The following is a 17558-nucleotide window of genomic DNA, read 5'->3' as shown; positions in this document are numbered from 1 at the left end:
GATGGCGGCGAGGATCACGGTGGTCGTCCCGGCCTTCAACGCGGCGCGCTGGATCCGGCGGGCCATCGACAGCGTCCTCGCCCAGACGCATCGGCCCGACGAGATCGTCGTCGTGGACGACGGCAGCACCGACGAGACCCCGGACATCCTCGCGGGCTACGGCGACCGGATCCGCGTCGTCCGGCAGGACAACCGCGGCCTGCCCGCCGCGCGCAACGCGGGAATCGCCGCCGCGCGCGGCGACCTCATCGCCTTCCTCGACGCCGACGACTGGTGGCGCCCGGGCAAGCTCGCGGCGCAGCTCGCCCTCATGCGGGAGCGGCCGGAGGTGGGCTTCTGCTCCACCGAGGCCACGGTGGTGGACGACGACGGCACGGAGGTGGGACGCTGGCGCTGCCCGCCCTGCGAGGGCGCGATTCTCGAGGCGATCTTCGAGCGCCACGCCACCGTGGCCGGCAGCGGCTCGGCCGTGCTCGTGCGACGGGAGGTGCTCGAGCGCGCCGGTCGGTTCGACGAGACCCTGCCCGCGCTGGAGGACATCGATCTCTGGATGCGCCTGGCCGCGATCAGCGCCTACGCCTGCGTGGCCGAGCCGCTGGTGGTGATCCGGCGGGGCGCGCAGAGCATGAGCCGCGACCTCGACCGCATGCGCGGCGCCGCCATCCGCGTCATGCGCAAGAACCGCACCCTGCTCCCCCCGGATCGGCGCGGCCGGTTCTGGAACCGCTGCTACGCCGGGATGCTGAGCGACTACGCCAAGTGGGAGGCGCGGGCGGGCAGGCGCGCCGCCGCGCTCGTCCATCTCGCAGAGGGGCTCGTGCGGGCGCCGCTGGCGCGGGGGCGGATGATCCTGGGGCTGCTGCCCGCGGCGCTTGCGCGGCGTCTGTGAAACCGGAGGCAAGAGCAACCGCACGGAGGGATGCGCATTGAAGACATCCATCAGCGACCGGATGCGGCGAAGCATCGTTCGCCGGTTCTTCACCTATCCCGGCGGAGATTACCAAGATGGCCGCGACCCGGAGGGCCGCTTCCGCCTCATCTGCGACCACGTGGATCTCTCCCAGATCGGTAGCGTCCTGGACATCGGCTGCAACGCGGGCAGGATCACCCGACTGTTTGCCGAAGCCGGCAAGTTCGCGGTGGGTCTCGACGTCGCGCCCTATTACCTGACGACCCTGATGGACATGCGCTACGCCCCGAAAACACCCGCATTCGGCAAGTTCCCCCTGACCCGCGAATCCGTGGACCTGCTGCCCTCCTTCGACCTCGTGCTCCTCCTTTCGGTCCACCACTGGTGGGTCAAGGAGCACGGCGACGCCTACGCCCAAGCGATCGTCGCCAAGCTCGCCGGCAAGGCCCGCCGCCACCTCGTCATCGAGTTCGCCGCAAGCAATGACAAGTACGGCTATCGGGAGCCTCGCTTCGACGACGACGAGGAGCGCAGCGTCACCGACTATGCCCTCGACTGGCTCAAGGGCGTGCCCGGGCTCACCAACGTCCGAAAGATCGGCCGCAAGCAGGAGCGGAACGCCGTGGAGACCTTCCGCTACCTCTTTCTCTGCGACACGCACGATCGAGGGCAGGACGTCCGCTGGGCGATACCGCCGGAGCAGGAGGCCCAGGGTGGCGCGTCATGATGGCGGTCTCGGCGGGCACACGCACGGCGGGCCGGGGATGAGCCGGCGCCGCAGACAGGGGGCTGCCGCCGGTCGCTCCGCACGCCGGCTGTGGGCCGTCGCCGGCATCCTGGCGACCGTCTGCGCGCAGACGGCCATGGCGATCGGCAACTTCAACCCGAGCCCCGCGGAGCTGCGCCTGCTGCCCGCCTACTGCGGCCCCCGCGCGCAGCCCTGGGGCAACGATGCGAACCGCCCCGAAGTCCGGCGCTGGCTCCAGGTCTTCGGCGGCGACTACATCCACATGCACCACTACTGCGAGGCGCTGCTGCGGCTGCACAAGGCGCGGACGGAGGCGGACCCCGACCGGCGGCGCGGCATGTACCAGGTGGCGCTCAACAATCTGGAATACGTGAGGGAGCGCGTGGGTTCAGGCTTCGTGCTGCGGGCCGAGCTCCACGTGCTCCTCGCCGAGACCCACGCGGGCCTCGGCGATCTCGGGGCGGCCCTCGCCGAGGCGCGAAGATCGGTGCAGGCCAAGCCCGACTACGTGCGCGGCATCGCCCTCCTTGCCGACCTTTCGGTGCGGGCCGGACAGGCCGCGGAGGCTCGCCGGGCCCTCGAGGCGGGGCTTGCACGCAAGCCTCAGGCCCGGCGGCTGCGGCTGCGGCTGGCCTGCCTCGACGGACGGGCCGCACGCGGCTGCCCGCGGGGCTACCCCGCGCCCGGGGAGGGGAGGCGGTGAACCGCGTGCCGAGGCTTCGCCCACTCGCTGCGGGCTCGGCCCTTGCGGCGCTCGCCTTCACGGCGCTGCTCACGGCCAAGTCGGTGGCGGACTTCGGCCGCACGGGACCGGCCATCCGCGCCGAGATCGAGGCCCATTACCTCGGCTACGCCGTCTACGCGGTCGGGCGCCTGGCGGTGGCCGCCTTCGTCATCGCCTGGCTGCTGGCGATGGCCGGGGCCGCCGTGCAGGCGGCCTTCCTGCCCGCCCGGCGCCGCCCGGCCTTCGCCGCCTTCGTCGCCGGCGGCGCCGCCATCGGCCTCGGCACCGCGTGGACCTTCGCCCGCGCCCTCGTCCACGAGCCCGGCACGCTGGTGGCGAGCTGGCTCTACGACGTCGCCCACCTGGTGCGTCTCTGGTTCCTGGTGGAGCCCCTGCCCCTGGCCGGGATCGGCCTGGCGCTGGCAGGGCTCGTCACCCTCGCCCTCGCCGTGCTCGCGCTGCGGCTCGTGAGGGCCGGACGTCCCTGGCCCGCCGCGGCCCTCGCCGCCGTCCCCGCATCCGCCGCGCTGGCCGCCGTGCTGCCCCGCCCCGGCGCTCCGCCCCCCGCGGCGGGCGCCGCCGCCGGGCGGCCCAACATCGTCCTCATCGGCTCCGACACCCTGCGCGCCGACCGCCTCGGCCTCGCCGGCTACCCACGCAGGCTCACGCCCCACATCGACGCCCTCGCCGCGCAGGGGACGTGGTTCGCCGAGACCTACGTCCCCATCGCCCGCACCGCGCCCAGCATCACGACGCTGCTCACCGGCGCCTGGCCGCGCCGCCACGGCGTCACCAGCAACTTCATCCCGGACGAGGCCACGCGCCTGCCCGTCCCCGCGCTGCCGGCGCTGCTGCGCGAGGCCGGCTACCGCACCGCGGCGGTGGGCGACTGGGCGGCGAGCGACGTGGGCAAGATCGCCTTCGGCTTCGACGCGCTCGAGGTCTCGCCCGACCAGTGGAACCTCAAGTACCTGCTGCGCCAGGGGCCCAAGGACCTGCGCCTGTTCGTCGCCCTGTTCACCCACAACGCGGCCGGCCGCCTCCTGCTGCCCGAGCTCTACTACCTCGCCGGCCGCCCCCTCACCGCCGACGTCGGCCGTGCGGCCCGCCGCGCCATCGACCGCCTCGCCGCGGGGAGGCGGCCCTTCTTCCTGCTCACCTTCATCGCCACCACCCATGCCCCCTTCGGCAGCGAGTATCCCTACTACACGCTGTTCAGCGGCGGCGGCTACCGGGGGCGCTCCAAGTTCTCCATGACCGGGGTCTTCACCCCGGAGGACATCGCACGCCGCCAGGCGCAAGGGGCCGAGGCCTTCGACGTGCAGCAGATCGTGGATCTCTACGACGGCGCGGTGCGCCGCTTCGACGACGAGGTCGGGCGCATCGTCGAGCACCTCGCCGCACGCGGGCTGCTGGACGACACCATCGTGGTGGTCTTCAGCGACCACGGCACGGACCTCTTCGAGCGCGGCACCTGGGGCCAGGGCAACACCGTCCTCGGCGACGACCCGAGCAACCGCATCCCGCTCGTCGTCGTCGATCCCCGCCGCCGCGGCCCGCGCACGGTGCGAGCCACGGTGCGCTCGGTGGACCTCGCGCCCACGCTGCTGGAGCTCGCTGGCCTCGACCCCGGCCGGCTGCAGGCCGACGGCCGCTCCCTGGTCCCCTTCATGGACGGCGTCGAGGCCGCACCCCGCGCCGCCTACTTCGCCACCGGGGCCTGGCTCGCCCGCGTCCAGGGGATGGCCGAGGACCATCTGCGTGTGCCGCCCCTGCTCGAACTCCTGGAGATCCCCGACCACGGGACCGGAACCATCGCCCTCTCCGCCGAGGGCCGGCGGCGCATCGAAGCCGCCCGCGACCGGGCCGTCCGCTACGGGCGCTGGAAGCTCGTGCGCATCCCGACGAAGGCGGGGCCCCGCTACGCCCTGTACGATCTCGCCGAGCCGCAGGCCGGCGACGTCACCGCGCACCACCCTGCGCTCGCCGCCTGCCTGCGCCGGGCGCTGGAGGCGTGGGTGGAGGACCCGGCGGCGGCGCCCCTGCGGCCGGACTGCGGCGGCGAGGTCGCGGCCCGGGAAGGAGCGCGGTCGTGAGCGCGGACATCGGCGAGCGCTTCCGCAAGGGGGCCTTCTGGATCTATCTCCAGGGCTGGGCCTCCACGGTGGCGAGCTTCGGCGGCAGCATCGTCATGGCGCGCCTGCTCGAGCCCGCCGACTTCGGCGTCTTCGCCGCCGTCTCCGCCTACACCGCGATCCTCGCCCGCCAGCTCCAGTTCGGGATCCCGGAGGCGCTCCTGCGCACCCCCGAGGACGACCAGCCCGCGCTCCACAGCGGCTTCTGGGTCATGCAGGGGCTCGCGCTCGTTTGCTTCCTGGCGGCCTGGCTGCTCGCCCCGCTGCTCGCCCGGGCCTATGCCGACCCCCGCTTCGTGGATCTCATGCGCCTCGTGGCCGTGCTCTTCCTGCTCCAGCCGGCCGCCTTCGCAGCCCAGACGGAGATCCGCCGCCGCCTGCGCCACGACCAGGCGGCGCGCCACAACCTTGCGGCCTCCGTCCTGGCGATGCCGGCAGCGATCGGCGCGGCTGCCGCCGGCGCCGGCCCCTATGCCTTCGTCGTCGGCGGCGGCACCGCCGCCCTCGTCCTCGTCACCCTCGCCCTGCGGCGCAGCAATTGGCGGCCCCGCCCCGCCTTCGACGCGGCGCGGGCCCGGGCCGTCCTCGGCTACGGCTGGCGGCTCCACGCCGCAAGCTCCCTCAACGTCGCAGGCGACCGCGTCGATGCCATGATCATCGGCAGCGCCGCAGGCACGGCGCAGCTCGGTCTCTACAACCGGGCCCTGTCCTCGTCGCGGCTCCCCGTCACCGAGCTTCTCGGCCGTCTGTACTCGCTGGTCTTCGCCACCTTCGCCCGCATCCGCGAAAACCCCCAGCGCTCCCGGAAGGCCTTCCGCAAGCTCGCCACCGCCATGGCCGTGCCCATCTATCTGGCCCTGGCCTGGCTGTGGACGAGCGCCGAGCCCTTCATCCGCTTCCTCTACGGCGAGAAGTGGCTGGGGGCGGTGCCGGCCATGCGGATCCTGCTGCTCGCCGCCGCCATCACCACCCTGCGGGGGCTCGTCTCCATGTACGCCGGCGCCGTGGGGCAGGCGGGCAGGCAGGCCGTGCTCGAGGGGGTGAGCCTTGCCGCGACGGCGCTCTTCGTGACCCTGGGCCTGCAGTGGGGCCTCGAAGGCGCCGCCTGGGGCATCGTCGCCCGAAACACGCTCGGCCTTGCGCTGGCGGTCTCGGTGATCCTGCCGCGCACCGGCGTGCGCGCCCGGGACCTCGCCGACGGTGCCTGGCCCGCGGTGCTCGCCGGAGCCTGCGCGCTCCTCGCCGCGTCCGCCTGGGCGCCGCCCCCGGCGCCCACGCTGCCGCCGTGGGCGGGCGACGTGATCGCGCTCGCGTGGAACGGCGCCGCCGTTGCCGCCGCGGGCCTGTTCACCCTCTTCGCCCTGCGCCTTGCCCTGCCGCAACATTCCGGGTTGTCCGCCCTCTGGGATCTCGCACAGTGGGCATGGGGCCGCCTGCACGGACGGACACACCAGGAGCCAGCCACGTGAAGGCCCCGCGAGCACCATCCCAGCGGCTTGTCTTCGTGGTGGGCGCACCGCGCAGCGGAACGACCCTGCTGACCCACATGCTGCACCGCCATCCGCTTGCCTGTGGCACGCCAGAAACTCACTTCTTGTGTCATGTTCACGTCTATCCCGGCGGCCCGGTCCGCTTCGTAAGGAGTTGGCCCAATAATGCAGAGTGGCTCTGCAGCCGGCTCCAGACGATACGCACGCCGAACTGGGTTGCAGAGCCCGAGCGGACCTTCGGCGCCTGCCTGGATCTCGACCGGCGGGACCTCCTGGGTGCCCTGCGCCGCATCTTTCTCGCCGTCATCCGGGATGCCGCCCCCCACCCCGATGCTCCCGTGCTGGTGGAGAAGACGCCCCAGCACATCCAGTACCTCGCCTTGCTGCGGCGCCTCTTCCCGGAGGCGGCGATCCTCCACATCGTGCGGGACGGCCGTGCCGTCGCGACCTCGCTGGGGCGCATGCGGTGGTGGGGCAGCGGGCTCACGGGCGGACTCGCCTACTGGGGCCACTGGGTGCCGGCCGCCTCGCGTTGGGTCGCCCGCGACCGGCGCGCGCTCGAGATCCGCTATGAGGCGCTGGTCACCGATCCCGAGGCTACCCTTCGAGAGGTGACGCGCTTCCTCGGCCTCCCCTTCTCCGACGCCATGCTCAGCCCGACCGAAGACGAGCACGCGCTCCTCGAGGCCGCGTCGGGATATAAGCAGAACGTGCTCCACCGCGTCGACCCGAGGCTGGCTCATGCCTGGCGGGATGCCTGCGATACCGAGACCCTTCGCTACATGGACACCGTGCTCGGGCGCGTGCTGGCACAGATGCGCTACCCGCTCGAGACCCCGCCCCGAGGGCAGGTCCGCCTCGTGGTCGGAGGGGTGGACACCTCGGGCCGGCAATGGGCCAAGGCGAGCGAGCTGATCCGGACGGCGTGCGCCGACCTCGCTCCGGGGGAAGTGCTCATCGCATCCCCGGCCCATGACCGCCTGCCCCGCGTGCCCACCATCACCTGCGAGGACTTCGCCCGGCGCATCCTGAACGCCCCGAGCCGGGCAAGTGCCGCGGCCCGCGCCGCAGTCGCTCTTGCCAATGCCGCCCGCATCCGGCGGGAGCTGCACTGGGTCCGCCCTCCGCAAGCGGCGGAGGTGGCGTGGAAGCCCCGCCGCGTGCTGGAGCGAGCCCTGGAGGCGCTGGTCACCGTCCACGATCCCGCGGCCGAACCGGCGGCGGGAACGGAACCCGCGGACGCACCGCCGCATGGATCCCCAGTCCGAGGAAGACGATAACCTGATGCCCCTCCTCGTCAGCGTCATCATTCCCACCTACAACCGGGCGCGGCTGATCGGCACGGCGGTACGACACGTGCTCGCGCAAAAAGGCGCCCCGCCCTACGAGGTGATCGTCGTCGACAACGGCTCCGCAGACGACACGCCCGCTGTCCTCAACGCACTCGCGGCATCGGACGGCCGCCTGCGCGTGCTGAGGGAGCTGGTACAGGGAATTTCCGCTGCCCGGAACGCTGGGGTCCGGGCGGCACGCGGCGAGTATCTCTTCTTCACCGACGACGACGTCCGTGTCCCCGAAGACTGGATCGCAACGGGCATGCGCCACTTCGAGACACGACGGTGCGACGCGCTGGGAGGCCCGGTCCTGCCCGACATCGACCACACCGCATCCCTGCCCTCGTGGTTCGGGGATTTCCTCTACCCCTGCTTGGCGCTGCGTCCCCCAGAAGGTGACGCGCGACTGCTCACCGAAAACGACTGGATGCCTTACGGGGCCAACATGGCGTTCCGACGTGAGGCGCTGCTGTCGGCGGGCGGTTTCGACCCGCGCCTTGGGCGCCTGGGGAACTTTCTGGGCCTCGGCGAGGAAAGCGCGCTGTTTCGCAGGATCCTGGCCCAGGGAGGCAAGGTGCTTTTCATCCCGGACGCCCCGGTTCGCCACTACATCCCGCCGGAGCGGCTTCGCCGCCGCTACTTCCGTCGCTGGCATTTCGATTCGGCCACGCAGCGCGGATGGCATCTCGCGGCCGAGGAGGGCCTCCGCCCGCGGCCGTGGATGCTGCGTGTGGCGGCACGCTCCTTCGCCAAAAGCCTGCGGCTGAAGCTCGCGCGCCACCCAGAGGCATCCTTCCGCGCGGAACTGCGCGGATGGGAGCACCTCGGGATCTTTCGGGGCACGTGGACCGCGGCCTACGGACGCAAGGAAGGCGGAACATGATCGGGAACGTTCCAGCGCACGATCGGGACAGGAGAGTCCATGTCCCGAGAGCCACGCATGCAGCACGGTCCTGGATGGTGCTGCCTGCGGGACCCTGCCGCCTCGTGCGCAATCCGCCCGTGGCTCTCGGGCCTGATCGTGCGCCCCGCCCTCCACCGTGCCCTGCCGCAGCACGAGGGGCTCGCCGCGATGCTCGCGCTTGCAGGCTCGGCGGGGCAGGGACTGCGTCGCCGCTGGACTCCCTCCGGGAGGGTCGCGTGATGGAACGGAGGCGCCCCGATCCAGGGTTCGGCCGGGGCCGGCCCTTCACGCGCCGCGCGCTTCGGGGACATCGGCCATGACGGTCCTGAGCGTCATCCACGCCTACCCCGCGGCGCACAATCCGGGCATGGCGAGCGTGGACCTGGCGGCGCATCGGCTGCTCGGCCGCGCGTGCCCCGGGGCGACACTTCGAAGCTTCGTCCTCGGCGATCCGTCCCCGATCGAGGAGACCGATCCCGGGCATCCCCTCCGCTATCTTCCGCTGCAGGGGCACCTCGACGCCGTCCTGGGCTCGGATGCGATCCTCTACTGGGGCGACTTCCTCCATGCCGACACCTACATCGAGCGCGACCTCGCGGCCCGGCTGATCGCGCACGGGCTGGCTTCCAGCCGCGACGAGGCCCGCAGCCTGGCCTACCGCCACCACCTCCTCGAGGGCGCGCCGCGCGCGATGAAGGAGAAGGTCCTCGTCTTCGGCGGCACGCTCATCACCAACGACATCCGCTCCCGGGGCGGCAGGCGGTACACGGAGGCCCTGCAGGAGCTGCTCGCCTCGGCCCGCGGGGTCTGGTTCCGGGATCCGTTCTCCGCCGCGTATGCGGCGCCGCTGCGCCCCGGCCGGCAGACGCTGGGGGTGGACCCCGCCTTCCTCCTCGGCAGCGACGGCTGGGGCAACTGGGCGCCGCCCCGGGAAGGTCCGCGGACCGGCGGTGTGGCGCTCTTCTGCGGCCGCAACCGATCCGCCTGGCCGGTCCACTTCCTGGCCCGCGGCCTCGCCCGGCGCCTGCGCGAGCCGCTGACCTGGATCCACTGGTTTCCGCCGAACCGGAACCGCTACGGCGCCTTCTTCCGTCTCACCGGCTTTCACCGGGGGTACCGACCGCGCCCGGTCGAGGAGATTCTGTCCGATCTCGCCCGCTATCGCTGCATCGTCACGGACACCTATCATCTCTGCGTCAACGCGTGGCGGCAGGGGGTGCCTGCGATCTGCGTCGGGCGCGGAGCGGACCGCAACGTAGGCACCGTGTCCGACGGCAAGAAGCGCGCCCTGTATGCCCTGTACGGCGCCATGGACTTCTACGTCTTCGAAGGGGAGATCCGGGGTCCGCGGGCGCTGCGCTGGACCGCGGCGCGCGTGGCCGAGGCGGCCGCGGACCGCGACCGCGTCGGGGAGGTCCATGCCGCGATGGGCGCGCATGCGCGACAGGCGCGAGCGGCGCTGCTTGAAGGCCTGCGCGGCCTCGTGCGCAGTCCGGCTGCCGGCTTCGGGTCCTAGCGATGCGGAGCGAGGGCACGGACCCGAGGCTCGATGGTTCCAGCGCCGTCGGAAGCCGCAGCCGACGGGAGGGGCATGGCCCGGGGCAGGTGGTGCGCGACCAGGTGACCGCGATCGTCAAGACCTTCGAGCGGCCGCGCTGCCTGGCACGGCTGCTGCGCTCCATCGCCCGCCGCTACCCGGGGCTGACCGTGCTGGTCGCCGACGACAGCCGCGCCCCCTATGCCGAGCGGGTGGCGGCACGGTACCCCGCGCTTCGCACGCGGGTCTTCATCATGCCCTTCGACAGCGGCGTGAGCGCCGGGCGGAATCTGCTTCTGCGCGAGGTGGCCACGCCCTACTTCGTGCACTGCGACGACGACTTCGTCTTCGACCGGCGCACGGACCTCGACGCCGCCGTCCACCTGCTCGAGGCGCACGACCTCGACATCCTGGGCGGGCTCTGCTACGACGTGGCCCCGGTGGGGCTGCCGGCGCTCGCGGCGGATCTCCTCCGGCTCCGCCTCTATCGCCTGCGCCAGCGGTGGACCATGCAGGGCGTGCCGCGACGCTTCATGGGCAACTTCCGGGACCGGGACGACGGCACCACCGCCATCGAGCCCGTGGCACTCACACCCCCGGTGACCCGCTGCGAGCTGGTGCAGAACTTCTTCATCGCGCGCACCCGGGCGGTGCGGGAGCGGGTGGGCGGCTGGGACGAGCGCATCAAGATCGGCGGCGATCACGAGGACTTCTTCCACCGCGCGTCGCGGGCGGGGCTGCGCATCGGGCACACCGAGCCTTTCGGCGTCGTCCACTATCCGGAGCGGCCGTCCCGCTACGCGCGCTTCCGCGCCCGCGCATCCTGGATGCGCCCGAGCCGCTTCGGCCGATGGCGGGGCGCAGCGGACGCCCCCGCACCGGGAGCGGATCCCGCCGGGCCGCGAGGAGGCGACGATGCGTGATCTCGCCGTCCTCGCCCTGCTCGCCGGCGCATGCCTTGTGACCGTATACCGCCCCTGGCTCGGGGTGCTCGCGCTCGCCTTCTTCGGCTACGCCAACCCGCACCGCTACGCCTGGGGCTTCGCCACGACGCTCCCCGTCTACCAGATCCTGCTCGCGGTGGCGTTTCTCGCCGCAATCGGCGCCCGCGAGCGGCAGGGGCTGCCGCGGGACTGGCGGATCCCGGTCTTCTACCTCCTCTGGCTCTGGTTCCTGGTCACCACCGCGGTCTCCCCCATCGGCTGGGCGGCGTGGCCCAAGCTCTGGGAGGTGAGCAAGGTCTACACCCCCCTCATCCTGAGCCTGATCCTCATCACGGGCCGCGAGCGGCTTTTCTGGCTGCTCGCCACCATCGGCTTCTCCTTCGGGCTGCTCGCCGCCAAGGGCGGGATCTTCGGCATCACCCGCGGCTTCCACTACCGCGTCTGGGGGCCCGAGGGCACCATGTACGGGGGCAACAACGAGTTCGGCATCGCGACCCTGGTGGCGGTGCCGCTGCTGGTGCTGGTGGCGCGGGAGCTCAAGGGCACGTCGGGCTGGCGGCGGCTCGTGCGCTGGGGGGCGATGGCGGCGGTGCCGCTGGCCGTGGCCTCGGTGATCTCCTCGTGGTCGCGCGGAGGGCTCATCGCGCTCGGGGCGCTCTCCCTCGTCATGTGGTGGCACAGCCGCCACAAGCTGGTGCTCACCGTCGCGGTGCTCCTGGCGGCGCTTGCGGCGCCGCGCTTCCTGCCCGAGGCGTGGTTCGCCCGCATGGAGACCATTAGCACATACCAGCAGGACAATTCGGCCATGAACCGCATCGAGGCCTGGACCGACGGCATCCGCTACGTGCTGGAGCACCCGGTCACCGGGGCGGGCTTCGACGGCTGGCGCTACGTCACCAAGCGCGACTGGCACAGCGCCTACGTGGAGATCCTGGCCGAGCACGGCTTCCCCGGGGCGCTGCTGTGGGGGCTGCTGGTCTTCGGGACGCTGGCGAGCCTGACCCGCATCGCCTGGCAGGCCCGCCGCGACGAGCGCATCGCCTGGGCGCGCGACTACGCCGTGATGATGCGCGCCTCGCTCATCGCCTACCTGGCGGGCGCGCTCACCCTCGGGATCACCTATTGGGACCTGCTCTACCAGCTCGTCTTCTGCGCCGTGCTGCTCAAGGCGTTCGTGCGCCGCGAGGTGGAGGCCGAGGCCGCGGCGAGCCCCACCGAGGCGGCGCGGCCCCAGGGGGCGGCGGCATGAGCGGCGGGATGCCGGCCCCGTCCTGGCGGGCGCTCCTCGCCGCCGCCGACGGCGCCCCCGCGGAGCTTGCCGTGGAGCCCGGGGTCTGGCCCGGGGGCACGGCCGAGGCCGAGGGCGTGCGGATCCTGTGGCTCGGTGAGCCGCGGATCCGCCACGGCGAGGACTTCCGCGATCCCGATCTCGGCCTCATCCTCGCCCGCCTCTGGCGCGAGCAGGGTGGGGCGCTCCTGGAGGCGCTGGAGGGGGCGTGGCTCCTCGTGGCGCACGACACCGTCCGGCACGAGACGGTGGCCGCCGTGGACCGCTTCGCCACCTTCCCCGTCTACTGGGCCGAGGGCCCGCAGGGGGTGGCCCTCGCCGGAGGCGGCCGCGCCGCCCTCGAGGCCCTGGGCCGCAGCCCCGAGCTCGACCCGCAGGCGGTGCACGACTACCTCTTCTTCCACATGATCCCCGCGCCCTGGAGCGCCTGGCGCGGCGTGCACCGGCTCGGGCCCGGCGAGCACCTGCGCGTCGGTCACGGCCGCACGGAACGCATCCAGCACTGGCGGCCGCACTACGTGGAGCCGGAGGAGGCCGACGCCGAGGCGCTGGCCGAGGAGCTGCGCGAGCGGCTGCGGGTGGCGGTGCAGCAGGCGGCGGGGGCGGAGCCCTGCGGTGCCTTCCTCTCCGGCGGCACCGACAGCTCGGCGGTGGCGGGGCTGCTCGCGCGCCTTCGCGGCGAGGCGGTGGACGCCTTCTCGGTGGGCTTCGACGCCCCGGGCTACGACGAGATGCACTACGCCCGCATCGCCGCGCGCCACTTCGGCCTGCGCCATCACGAAGGCTACATGCGCCCGGCGGACGTGGCCGAGGCCATCCCCCGCATCGCCGCCGTCTACGACGAGCCCTTCGGTAACGCCTCGGCGGCCGCGGCCTGGTTCTGCGCCCGCATGGCGGCCGAGGCGGGGGTCGCGGTGCTCCTCGCAGGCGACGGCGGCGACGAGCTCTTCGGCGGCAACGCCCGCTACCTCAAGCAGCACGTCTTCGAGCGCTGGTGGCGCCTGCCGGCGCCGCTGCGCCGGCCCCTGGAGGCGCTCGCGCCGCACCTGCCCGGGCGCCCCGTGCTGCTGCGCAAGGCGCAAAGCTACATCGCCCAGGCCCGCGTGCCGCTTCCGGACCGGCTCGAGAGCTACAACTTCCTCCTGCGCTTCCCGCCCGCGGAGGTCTTCGAGCCCGGATTTCTCGCCGGCGTCGACGCGGCACGGCCGCTCGCGCACCTGCGTACCCTCTGGCGCGAGGCCTCGGCCGGCGCGCTGGTCGACCGCATGATGGCGCTCGACCTTCGCATCACGCTCGCCGACAACGACCTGCGCAAGGTGCGCCACATGGCCGAGGCCGCAGGCGTGCGCGCCCGCTTCCCCATGCTCGACGCCGCTGTGCTCGAGCTCGCCCACCGCATCCCGCCACGCCTGCACCTCGCCGGCGGCAGGCTGCGCGCCTTCTACAAGGACGCCTTCGCCGGCTTCCTGCCGCCCGAGGTCCTCGCCAAGCCCAAGCACGGCTTCGGCCTGCCCTTCGGCCACTGGCTCAACACCGATCCCGACCTCGGCACGCTGGCCCACGACCACCTCGAGGCCCTCGGCCGGCGCGGCATCGTCCGTGCCGCCTGGATCCAGCGGCTCCTCGCCGGCAACCGCGACCACCCCAACTACTACGGCGAGATGCTCTGGGTGCTGGTGATGCTGGAGGCGTGGCTGCGGGCGAGCGTGTGAGAACCAAAGGAAACGGAGGAACGCCATGCCATGGAAGACCCTGATGGAACGATTTTCCTCGTCGGCCCTCTTCACTTTCCTTGCGGTTGCAGGCTTATTTCACGCTCCAGCGTGGGCCGACACGTCTGTCCTCGTCACTGTGGATGTGGAGTCCTATACGAACGGTGACCCTTCCTTGCAGGTCCTCGGCGCGGTGCCCGACAGCTCCGAACCTCTCGGGGTGCCGTTCATGGCCAGGCGGTTCGCCGAGCTGGGCATCCGGGGCACCTTCTACGTGAACGTCTACGAGCGAGCCAAGTATGGCGACACCGTGTTGCGGCGTGCGATCCGCGACATTCTCGCCTACGGCCACGAAATCGGTCTCCATACCCACCCCCAGCCGACATTCGGCCCCGGCGGCCTCTCGCGCCATCCCCTCGCCATTCAAAAGCAGATCCTGGCCTGGGGGCGGGATCTTCTTTCAGATTGGTCCGGCATGCCGATCCTGATCCATCGGGCAGGAGGGTACATGGCAAACCTCGACACACTCCAGGCCCTCCAAGCGCTCGGGTTCGTCGCCGACGCCTCCCTCGCCCCGTCCGTCCCCTCTCCCCTCTCGAAGCAGATTCCCGCGCCATACAATGACGTGGCGGAAATCGAGGAAATCGTCGAGCTGCCCGTCACGTACTACGCGCAGATTCGCCTTGGCCCCTACGAATCGCTGCGCCTTGTCGACATCGAAAGCAGCAGCGCGGAGGAAATTCTTGCCGTTCTTGCCGCATTCGCGCGACGAAACGGATGTGCGGTCAACATCATGATGCACAGCTTCAGCCTGACTCGATACGGGAAAGCCGACCGACGGCCCGCAACAAAGCTCGCCCGCATTGCGCAGTTCGTGCACGAGAACGAATCGCTGCAATTCCGCGGAACCAGGGAATTCCTCGACGGGTGGAGGCGCGGCGCCATCCAATGCACGCCTGCTCGCGACTTCGTCCCTACGACGGGCCTCTGGCTGACCTACCTGCGCGCTTGGGAGCGGTTCGGCGATGGGTGGAAAAACGCTGCGATGGCTCTATCCCCCGCTGGCGCGGTGTCTTTTGCCCTCCTCATCTTGCTTCTACGGAGAAGGAAGAATCTCGATTCTCCAGTAGCCCGAGCGCGACCGTAATGGCTAGACAAAAAAGATCACTTTGTGATAGTTTTATGAACGACCGACTCAAGGCGATTACCAGCCAAATGGTCCCACAGAGCCGCAAAACCGTAGTCCTGCTGGTGACTGGAGGAGGTTTCTTTGACCTGACCAAAGCCTCGCCTTGGCAAACCATCTGTCCACCACCCACGACACCGTGCTCCTCGCCTGTATCGATTGCAAGTCTGCCCTGAAGTTGCGAACACACCTCGCAATCGCAGGATATGTACCGCCACTGACACTGCGCGCAGAGCGCACCCTCTGGCGCGAGGCCTCGGCCGGCGCGCTGGTCGACCGCATGATGGCGCTCGACCTTCGCATCACGCTCGCCGACAACGACCTGCGCAAGGTGCGCCACATGGCCGAGGCCGCAGGCGTGCGCGCCCGCTTCCCCATGCTCGACGCCGCTGTGCTCGAGCTCGCCCACCGCATCCCGCCACGCCTGCACCTCGCCGGCGGCAGGCTGCGCGCCTTCTACAAGGACGCCTTCGCCGGCTTCCTGCCGCCCGAGGTCCTCGCCAAGCCCAAGCACGGCTTCGGCCTGCCCTTCGGCCACTGGCTCAACACCGATCCCGACCTCGGCACGCTGGCCCGCGACCACCTCGAGGCCCTCGGCCGGCGCGGCATCGTCCGTGCCGCCTGGATCCAGCGGCTCCTCGCCGGCAACCGCGACCACCCCAACTACTACGGCGAGATGCTCTGGGTGCTGGTGATGCTGGAGGCGTGGCTGCGCCGGGCGGAGGCGCCGCGGTGACCCGGCGCGACGGCGCGGGCCTGATCCTGCTCTTCGGCATGCCGCGCTCGGGCACCACGTGGGTGGCGAAGATCCTCGACAGCCATCCCGAGACCCTCTACCGGCACGAGCCGGACTCGCGCCACCTCCTCCAGGGCGTGCCCCTCTTCCCCGCGCGCGGCGAGTGGGACGGCCTGGCCCCGGCCCTGCGGCGCTACGCCGCGGCCCTGCCGCGGATGCGCGACGTGCGCACCTGCGGCAAGCTGCCCATCTTCCCCAAACGCCACCTCGGGCCGGGGCGGGGCGTGCTGCTGCGCGCCGGCGTGGTGGCGGCCAAGGCCGCTGCACGCGCGGGGCTGGATCTGCCGGTGCCGGGGGCGGCCTGGGGGGCGGACACACCCGGCGTGCGGCTGGTGTGGAAGTCCATCGAGTCCCTCGGGCGTCTCGGGGCCCTGCGGCATGCGCTTCCCGACGCGGTGAGCGTCCACATCCTGCGCCACCCCTGCGGCTACGCGGCCTCCGTCGCCCGCGGCGAGGCGGGCGGCCGCTTCACCGGCGCCGGCACCGCCGCCGAGGACTGGGGCATCTTCGAGATGCTCCTGAAGACCGACGCTGCGCGCAGACGCGGCCTGCGCATGGAGCACCTCCGCGGGGCCTCGCCCTGGCAGCGCCTGGCGTGGCGGTGGGTGCTCACCAACGAGAAGGCGCTCGACGATCTGGAGGGTGCTGCCGGGCACCGGCTGCTGGTCTACGAGCGCCTCTGCGAGGCGCCCGCCGAGGAGGCGCGGGCGCTTCTCGCCCACTGCGGGCTGGGCTGGCACGAGCAGACCGCCGCCTTCGTCGCCGCCAGCACGGGCGGCCACGACCGCGGCTACTACAGCGTGGTCAAGGATCCGCGGCGCAGCGCCTGGGGCTGGCGGGAAGAGCTGCCCGCCGGGGCGGTGGAGGCCATCCTCGCCGTTACGGCCGACTCGCCCGCCTTCCGGCCCTACGCAGAAGGCGGCGCGTGAGGGGTGCCTTCCGGGTCTCCCCCTCCAAACCTCCCCCACTGCGTGGGGGAGGGGTTTTCCCCCTCCCAACCTCCCTCGCTTCGCGGGGGAGGAGTTGCGCCCCCTTCCGGCCTTCTCCACTGCGTGCGGGAGAAGCGGGGGGTGTGGGAGGAGTTGCTGGGCATGGCGGCGGCGTGCCCCCTCCCCGCGGAGCGGGGAGGGCCGGGGAGGGGCGGGGCGGGTGGTCGGGCCGGACGCCTCGGGCTAAGCTTGGGGGGCCACGGATCGGTTCCTTCCGGAGGCTGCAGGGATGCATCCGACGACGCTGCGTGCGCGCCGTTTGCGCGCTTCCATGACCGACGCGGAGCGACGCCTCTGGCAGCACCTGCGCCGTCGCGGGCTCGGTGTGCGGTTCCGGCGCCAGCATCCCATCGGGCCCTACCTCGCAGATTTCGCCTGCGTCGGGCTGCGTCTCGTGATCGAGGCGGACGGCGGGCAGCATGCCGCGGGCCGAAGGCGGCACGACGAGGCGCGCGACCGGTGGCTGCGCGCCCACGGATGGAGGGTGCTGCGCTTCTGGAACCATGAGGTCCTCGGCGCCACCGATTCGGTGCTGGAACGCATCCGGATGGAGGTCGAGGCGCTGGCGAAGGCGGGGCGGGGCGCGTCGCGCCCGGCGGATGCAGAACCCGCAGCGGAGCGCGGGAACCGGCCGGTGTGCGGGTAGGTTCGGCGGCGGTCGGGGCCCGTTGCGGTTCCCTTCTGGCCCCCTCTTGGCCCCCGCCCGACCTCCCCCGCTTCGCGGGGGAGGAGCTGAGCCCCCTCCCAACCTCCCCCACTCGTGGGGGAGGGGTTTTTCCCCCTCCCAGCCTCCCCCACTCGTGGGGGAGGGGTTGGCCCCCTCCCGGCCTCCCCGCTTCGCGGGGGAGGGGTGTGCGGGGT

General features: G+C 72.1%; 15 protein-coding genes. All 15 read left to right on the top strand.

Annotated elements, in window-relative coordinates:
- Position 1 precedes the first annotated feature (1 nt).
- The 15 genes from EDC57_RS11435 (at position 2) to EDC57_RS11360 (ending at position 17343) form a co-directional block, all read left to right on the top strand.
- Positions 2 to 889 carry a glycosyltransferase gene (locus EDC57_RS11435; RefSeq protein WP_123402037.1) on the top strand — a complete coding sequence of 296 codons (888 nt, stop codon included), beginning with the start codon at positions 2 to 4 and terminating at the stop codon, positions 887 to 889.
- Positions 890 to 926: 37 nt separating this feature from the next.
- On the top strand, positions 927 to 1637 hold the full coding sequence (locus EDC57_RS11430; protein ID WP_123402036.1) for a class I SAM-dependent methyltransferase: 711 nt from the start codon (positions 927 to 929) through the stop codon (positions 1635 to 1637).
- A 136-nt stretch (positions 1638 to 1773) separates the two neighbouring features.
- Positions 1774 to 2361 carry a tetratricopeptide repeat protein gene (locus tag EDC57_RS11425; protein ID WP_123402035.1) on the top strand — a complete coding sequence of 196 codons (588 nt, stop codon included), beginning with the start codon at positions 1774 to 1776 and terminating at the stop codon, positions 2359 to 2361.
- The gene (locus tag EDC57_RS11420; protein ID WP_123402034.1) at positions 2358 to 4478 is read left to right on the top strand and encodes a sulfatase family protein; all 2121 of its coding nucleotides are present in this window, start codon (positions 2358 to 2360) and stop codon (positions 4476 to 4478) included. Before EDC57_RS11425 ends, EDC57_RS11420 begins: the two co-directional genes overlap by 4 nt.
- Positions 4475 to 5986 (top strand): oligosaccharide flippase family protein, encoded by a 1512-nt coding sequence (locus tag EDC57_RS12865; RefSeq protein ID WP_170165133.1) that lies wholly within the window; start codon positions 4475 to 4477, stop codon positions 5984 to 5986. The genes EDC57_RS11420 and EDC57_RS12865 overlap by 4 nt, the downstream gene beginning before the upstream one ends.
- On the top strand, positions 5983 to 7287 hold the full coding sequence (locus tag EDC57_RS11405; RefSeq protein WP_170165132.1) for a sulfotransferase family protein: 1305 nt from the start codon (positions 5983 to 5985) through the stop codon (positions 7285 to 7287). The genes EDC57_RS12865 and EDC57_RS11405 overlap by 4 nt, the downstream gene beginning before the upstream one ends.
- Positions 7259 to 8224, top strand: a complete 966-nt coding sequence (locus EDC57_RS11400; RefSeq protein WP_170165131.1) for a glycosyltransferase family 2 protein — start codon at positions 7259 to 7261, stop codon at positions 8222 to 8224. The genes EDC57_RS11405 and EDC57_RS11400 overlap by 29 nt, the downstream gene beginning before the upstream one ends.
- A 337-nt stretch (positions 8225 to 8561) precedes the next feature.
- The gene (locus tag EDC57_RS11395) at positions 8562 to 9761 is read left to right on the top strand and encodes a polysaccharide pyruvyl transferase family protein (protein ID WP_123402030.1); all 1200 of its coding nucleotides are present in this window, start codon (positions 8562 to 8564) and stop codon (positions 9759 to 9761) included.
- Positions 9762 to 9865: 104 nt separating this feature from the next.
- Positions 9866 to 10705, top strand: coding sequence for a glycosyltransferase family 2 protein (locus EDC57_RS11390; RefSeq protein ID WP_170165130.1), 840 nt, complete (start codon positions 9866 to 9868; stop codon positions 10703 to 10705).
- A complete protein-coding gene (locus EDC57_RS11385; RefSeq protein ID WP_123402028.1) occupies positions 10698 to 11975 on the top strand; it encodes a putative O-glycosylation ligase, exosortase A system-associated in 1278 nt (425 codons plus the stop codon). The genes EDC57_RS11390 and EDC57_RS11385 overlap by 8 nt, the downstream gene beginning before the upstream one ends.
- A complete protein-coding gene (locus tag EDC57_RS11380; RefSeq protein WP_123402027.1) occupies positions 11972 to 13726 on the top strand; it encodes an asparagine synthetase B family protein in 1755 nt (584 codons plus the stop codon). The genes EDC57_RS11385 and EDC57_RS11380 overlap by 4 nt, the downstream gene beginning before the upstream one ends.
- Before the next feature lie 25 nt (positions 13727 to 13751).
- Positions 13752 to 14873, top strand: a complete 1122-nt coding sequence (locus EDC57_RS11375) for a polysaccharide deacetylase family protein (protein WP_123402026.1) — start codon at positions 13752 to 13754, stop codon at positions 14871 to 14873.
- A gap of 178 nt (positions 14874 to 15051) precedes the next feature.
- Positions 15052 to 15648: an asparagine synthase-related protein gene (locus EDC57_RS11370; RefSeq protein ID WP_281272264.1), complete on the top strand. Its 597-nt coding sequence runs from the start codon at positions 15052 to 15054 to the stop codon at positions 15646 to 15648.
- A complete protein-coding gene (locus EDC57_RS11365; RefSeq protein ID WP_148051461.1) occupies positions 15645 to 16637 on the top strand; it encodes a sulfotransferase family protein in 993 nt (330 codons plus the stop codon). The genes EDC57_RS11370 and EDC57_RS11365 overlap by 4 nt, the downstream gene beginning before the upstream one ends.
- 289 nt (positions 16638 to 16926) lie before the next feature.
- The gene (locus EDC57_RS11360; RefSeq protein WP_123402023.1) at positions 16927 to 17343 is read left to right on the top strand and encodes an endonuclease domain-containing protein; all 417 of its coding nucleotides are present in this window, start codon (positions 16927 to 16929) and stop codon (positions 17341 to 17343) included.
- The last annotated feature ends 215 nt before the right edge of the window (positions 17344 to 17558 follow it).

This window comes from Inmirania thermothiophila, assembly GCF_003751635.1.
In the GTDB taxonomy this organism is placed as follows: Bacteria; Pseudomonadota; Gammaproteobacteria; order DSM-100275; family DSM-100275; genus Inmirania; species Inmirania thermothiophila.
This window is presented reverse-complemented; position numbering and strand designations above follow the sequence as displayed.

What these genes read in the sequence shown, in the direction of transcription:
- EDC57_RS11360 (WP_123402023.1), top strand. Translation starts at nt 16,927, where the DNA reads ATGCATCCGACGACGCTGCGTGCGCGCCGTTTGCGCGCTTCCATGACC.
- EDC57_RS11400 (WP_170165131.1), top strand. Translation starts at nt 7,259, where the DNA reads ATGGATCCCCAGTCCGAGGAAGACGATAACCTGATGCCCCTCCTCGTC.
- EDC57_RS11375 (WP_123402026.1), top strand. Translation starts at nt 13,752, where the DNA reads ATGCCATGGAAGACCCTGATGGAACGATTTTCCTCGTCGGCCCTCTTC.
- EDC57_RS11425 (WP_123402035.1), top strand. Translation starts at nt 1,774, where the DNA reads ATGGCGATCGGCAACTTCAACCCGAGCCCCGCGGAGCTGCGCCTGCTG.
- EDC57_RS11435 (WP_123402037.1), top strand. Translation starts at nt 2, where the DNA reads ATGGCGGCGAGGATCACGGTGGTCGTCCCGGCCTTCAACGCGGCGCGC.
- EDC57_RS11380 (WP_123402027.1), top strand. Translation starts at nt 11,972, where the DNA reads ATGAGCGGCGGGATGCCGGCCCCGTCCTGGCGGGCGCTCCTCGCCGCC.
- EDC57_RS11395 (WP_123402030.1), top strand. Translation starts at nt 8,562, where the DNA reads ATGACGGTCCTGAGCGTCATCCACGCCTACCCCGCGGCGCACAATCCG.
- EDC57_RS11385 (WP_123402028.1), top strand. Translation starts at nt 10,698, where the DNA reads ATGCGTGATCTCGCCGTCCTCGCCCTGCTCGCCGGCGCATGCCTTGTG.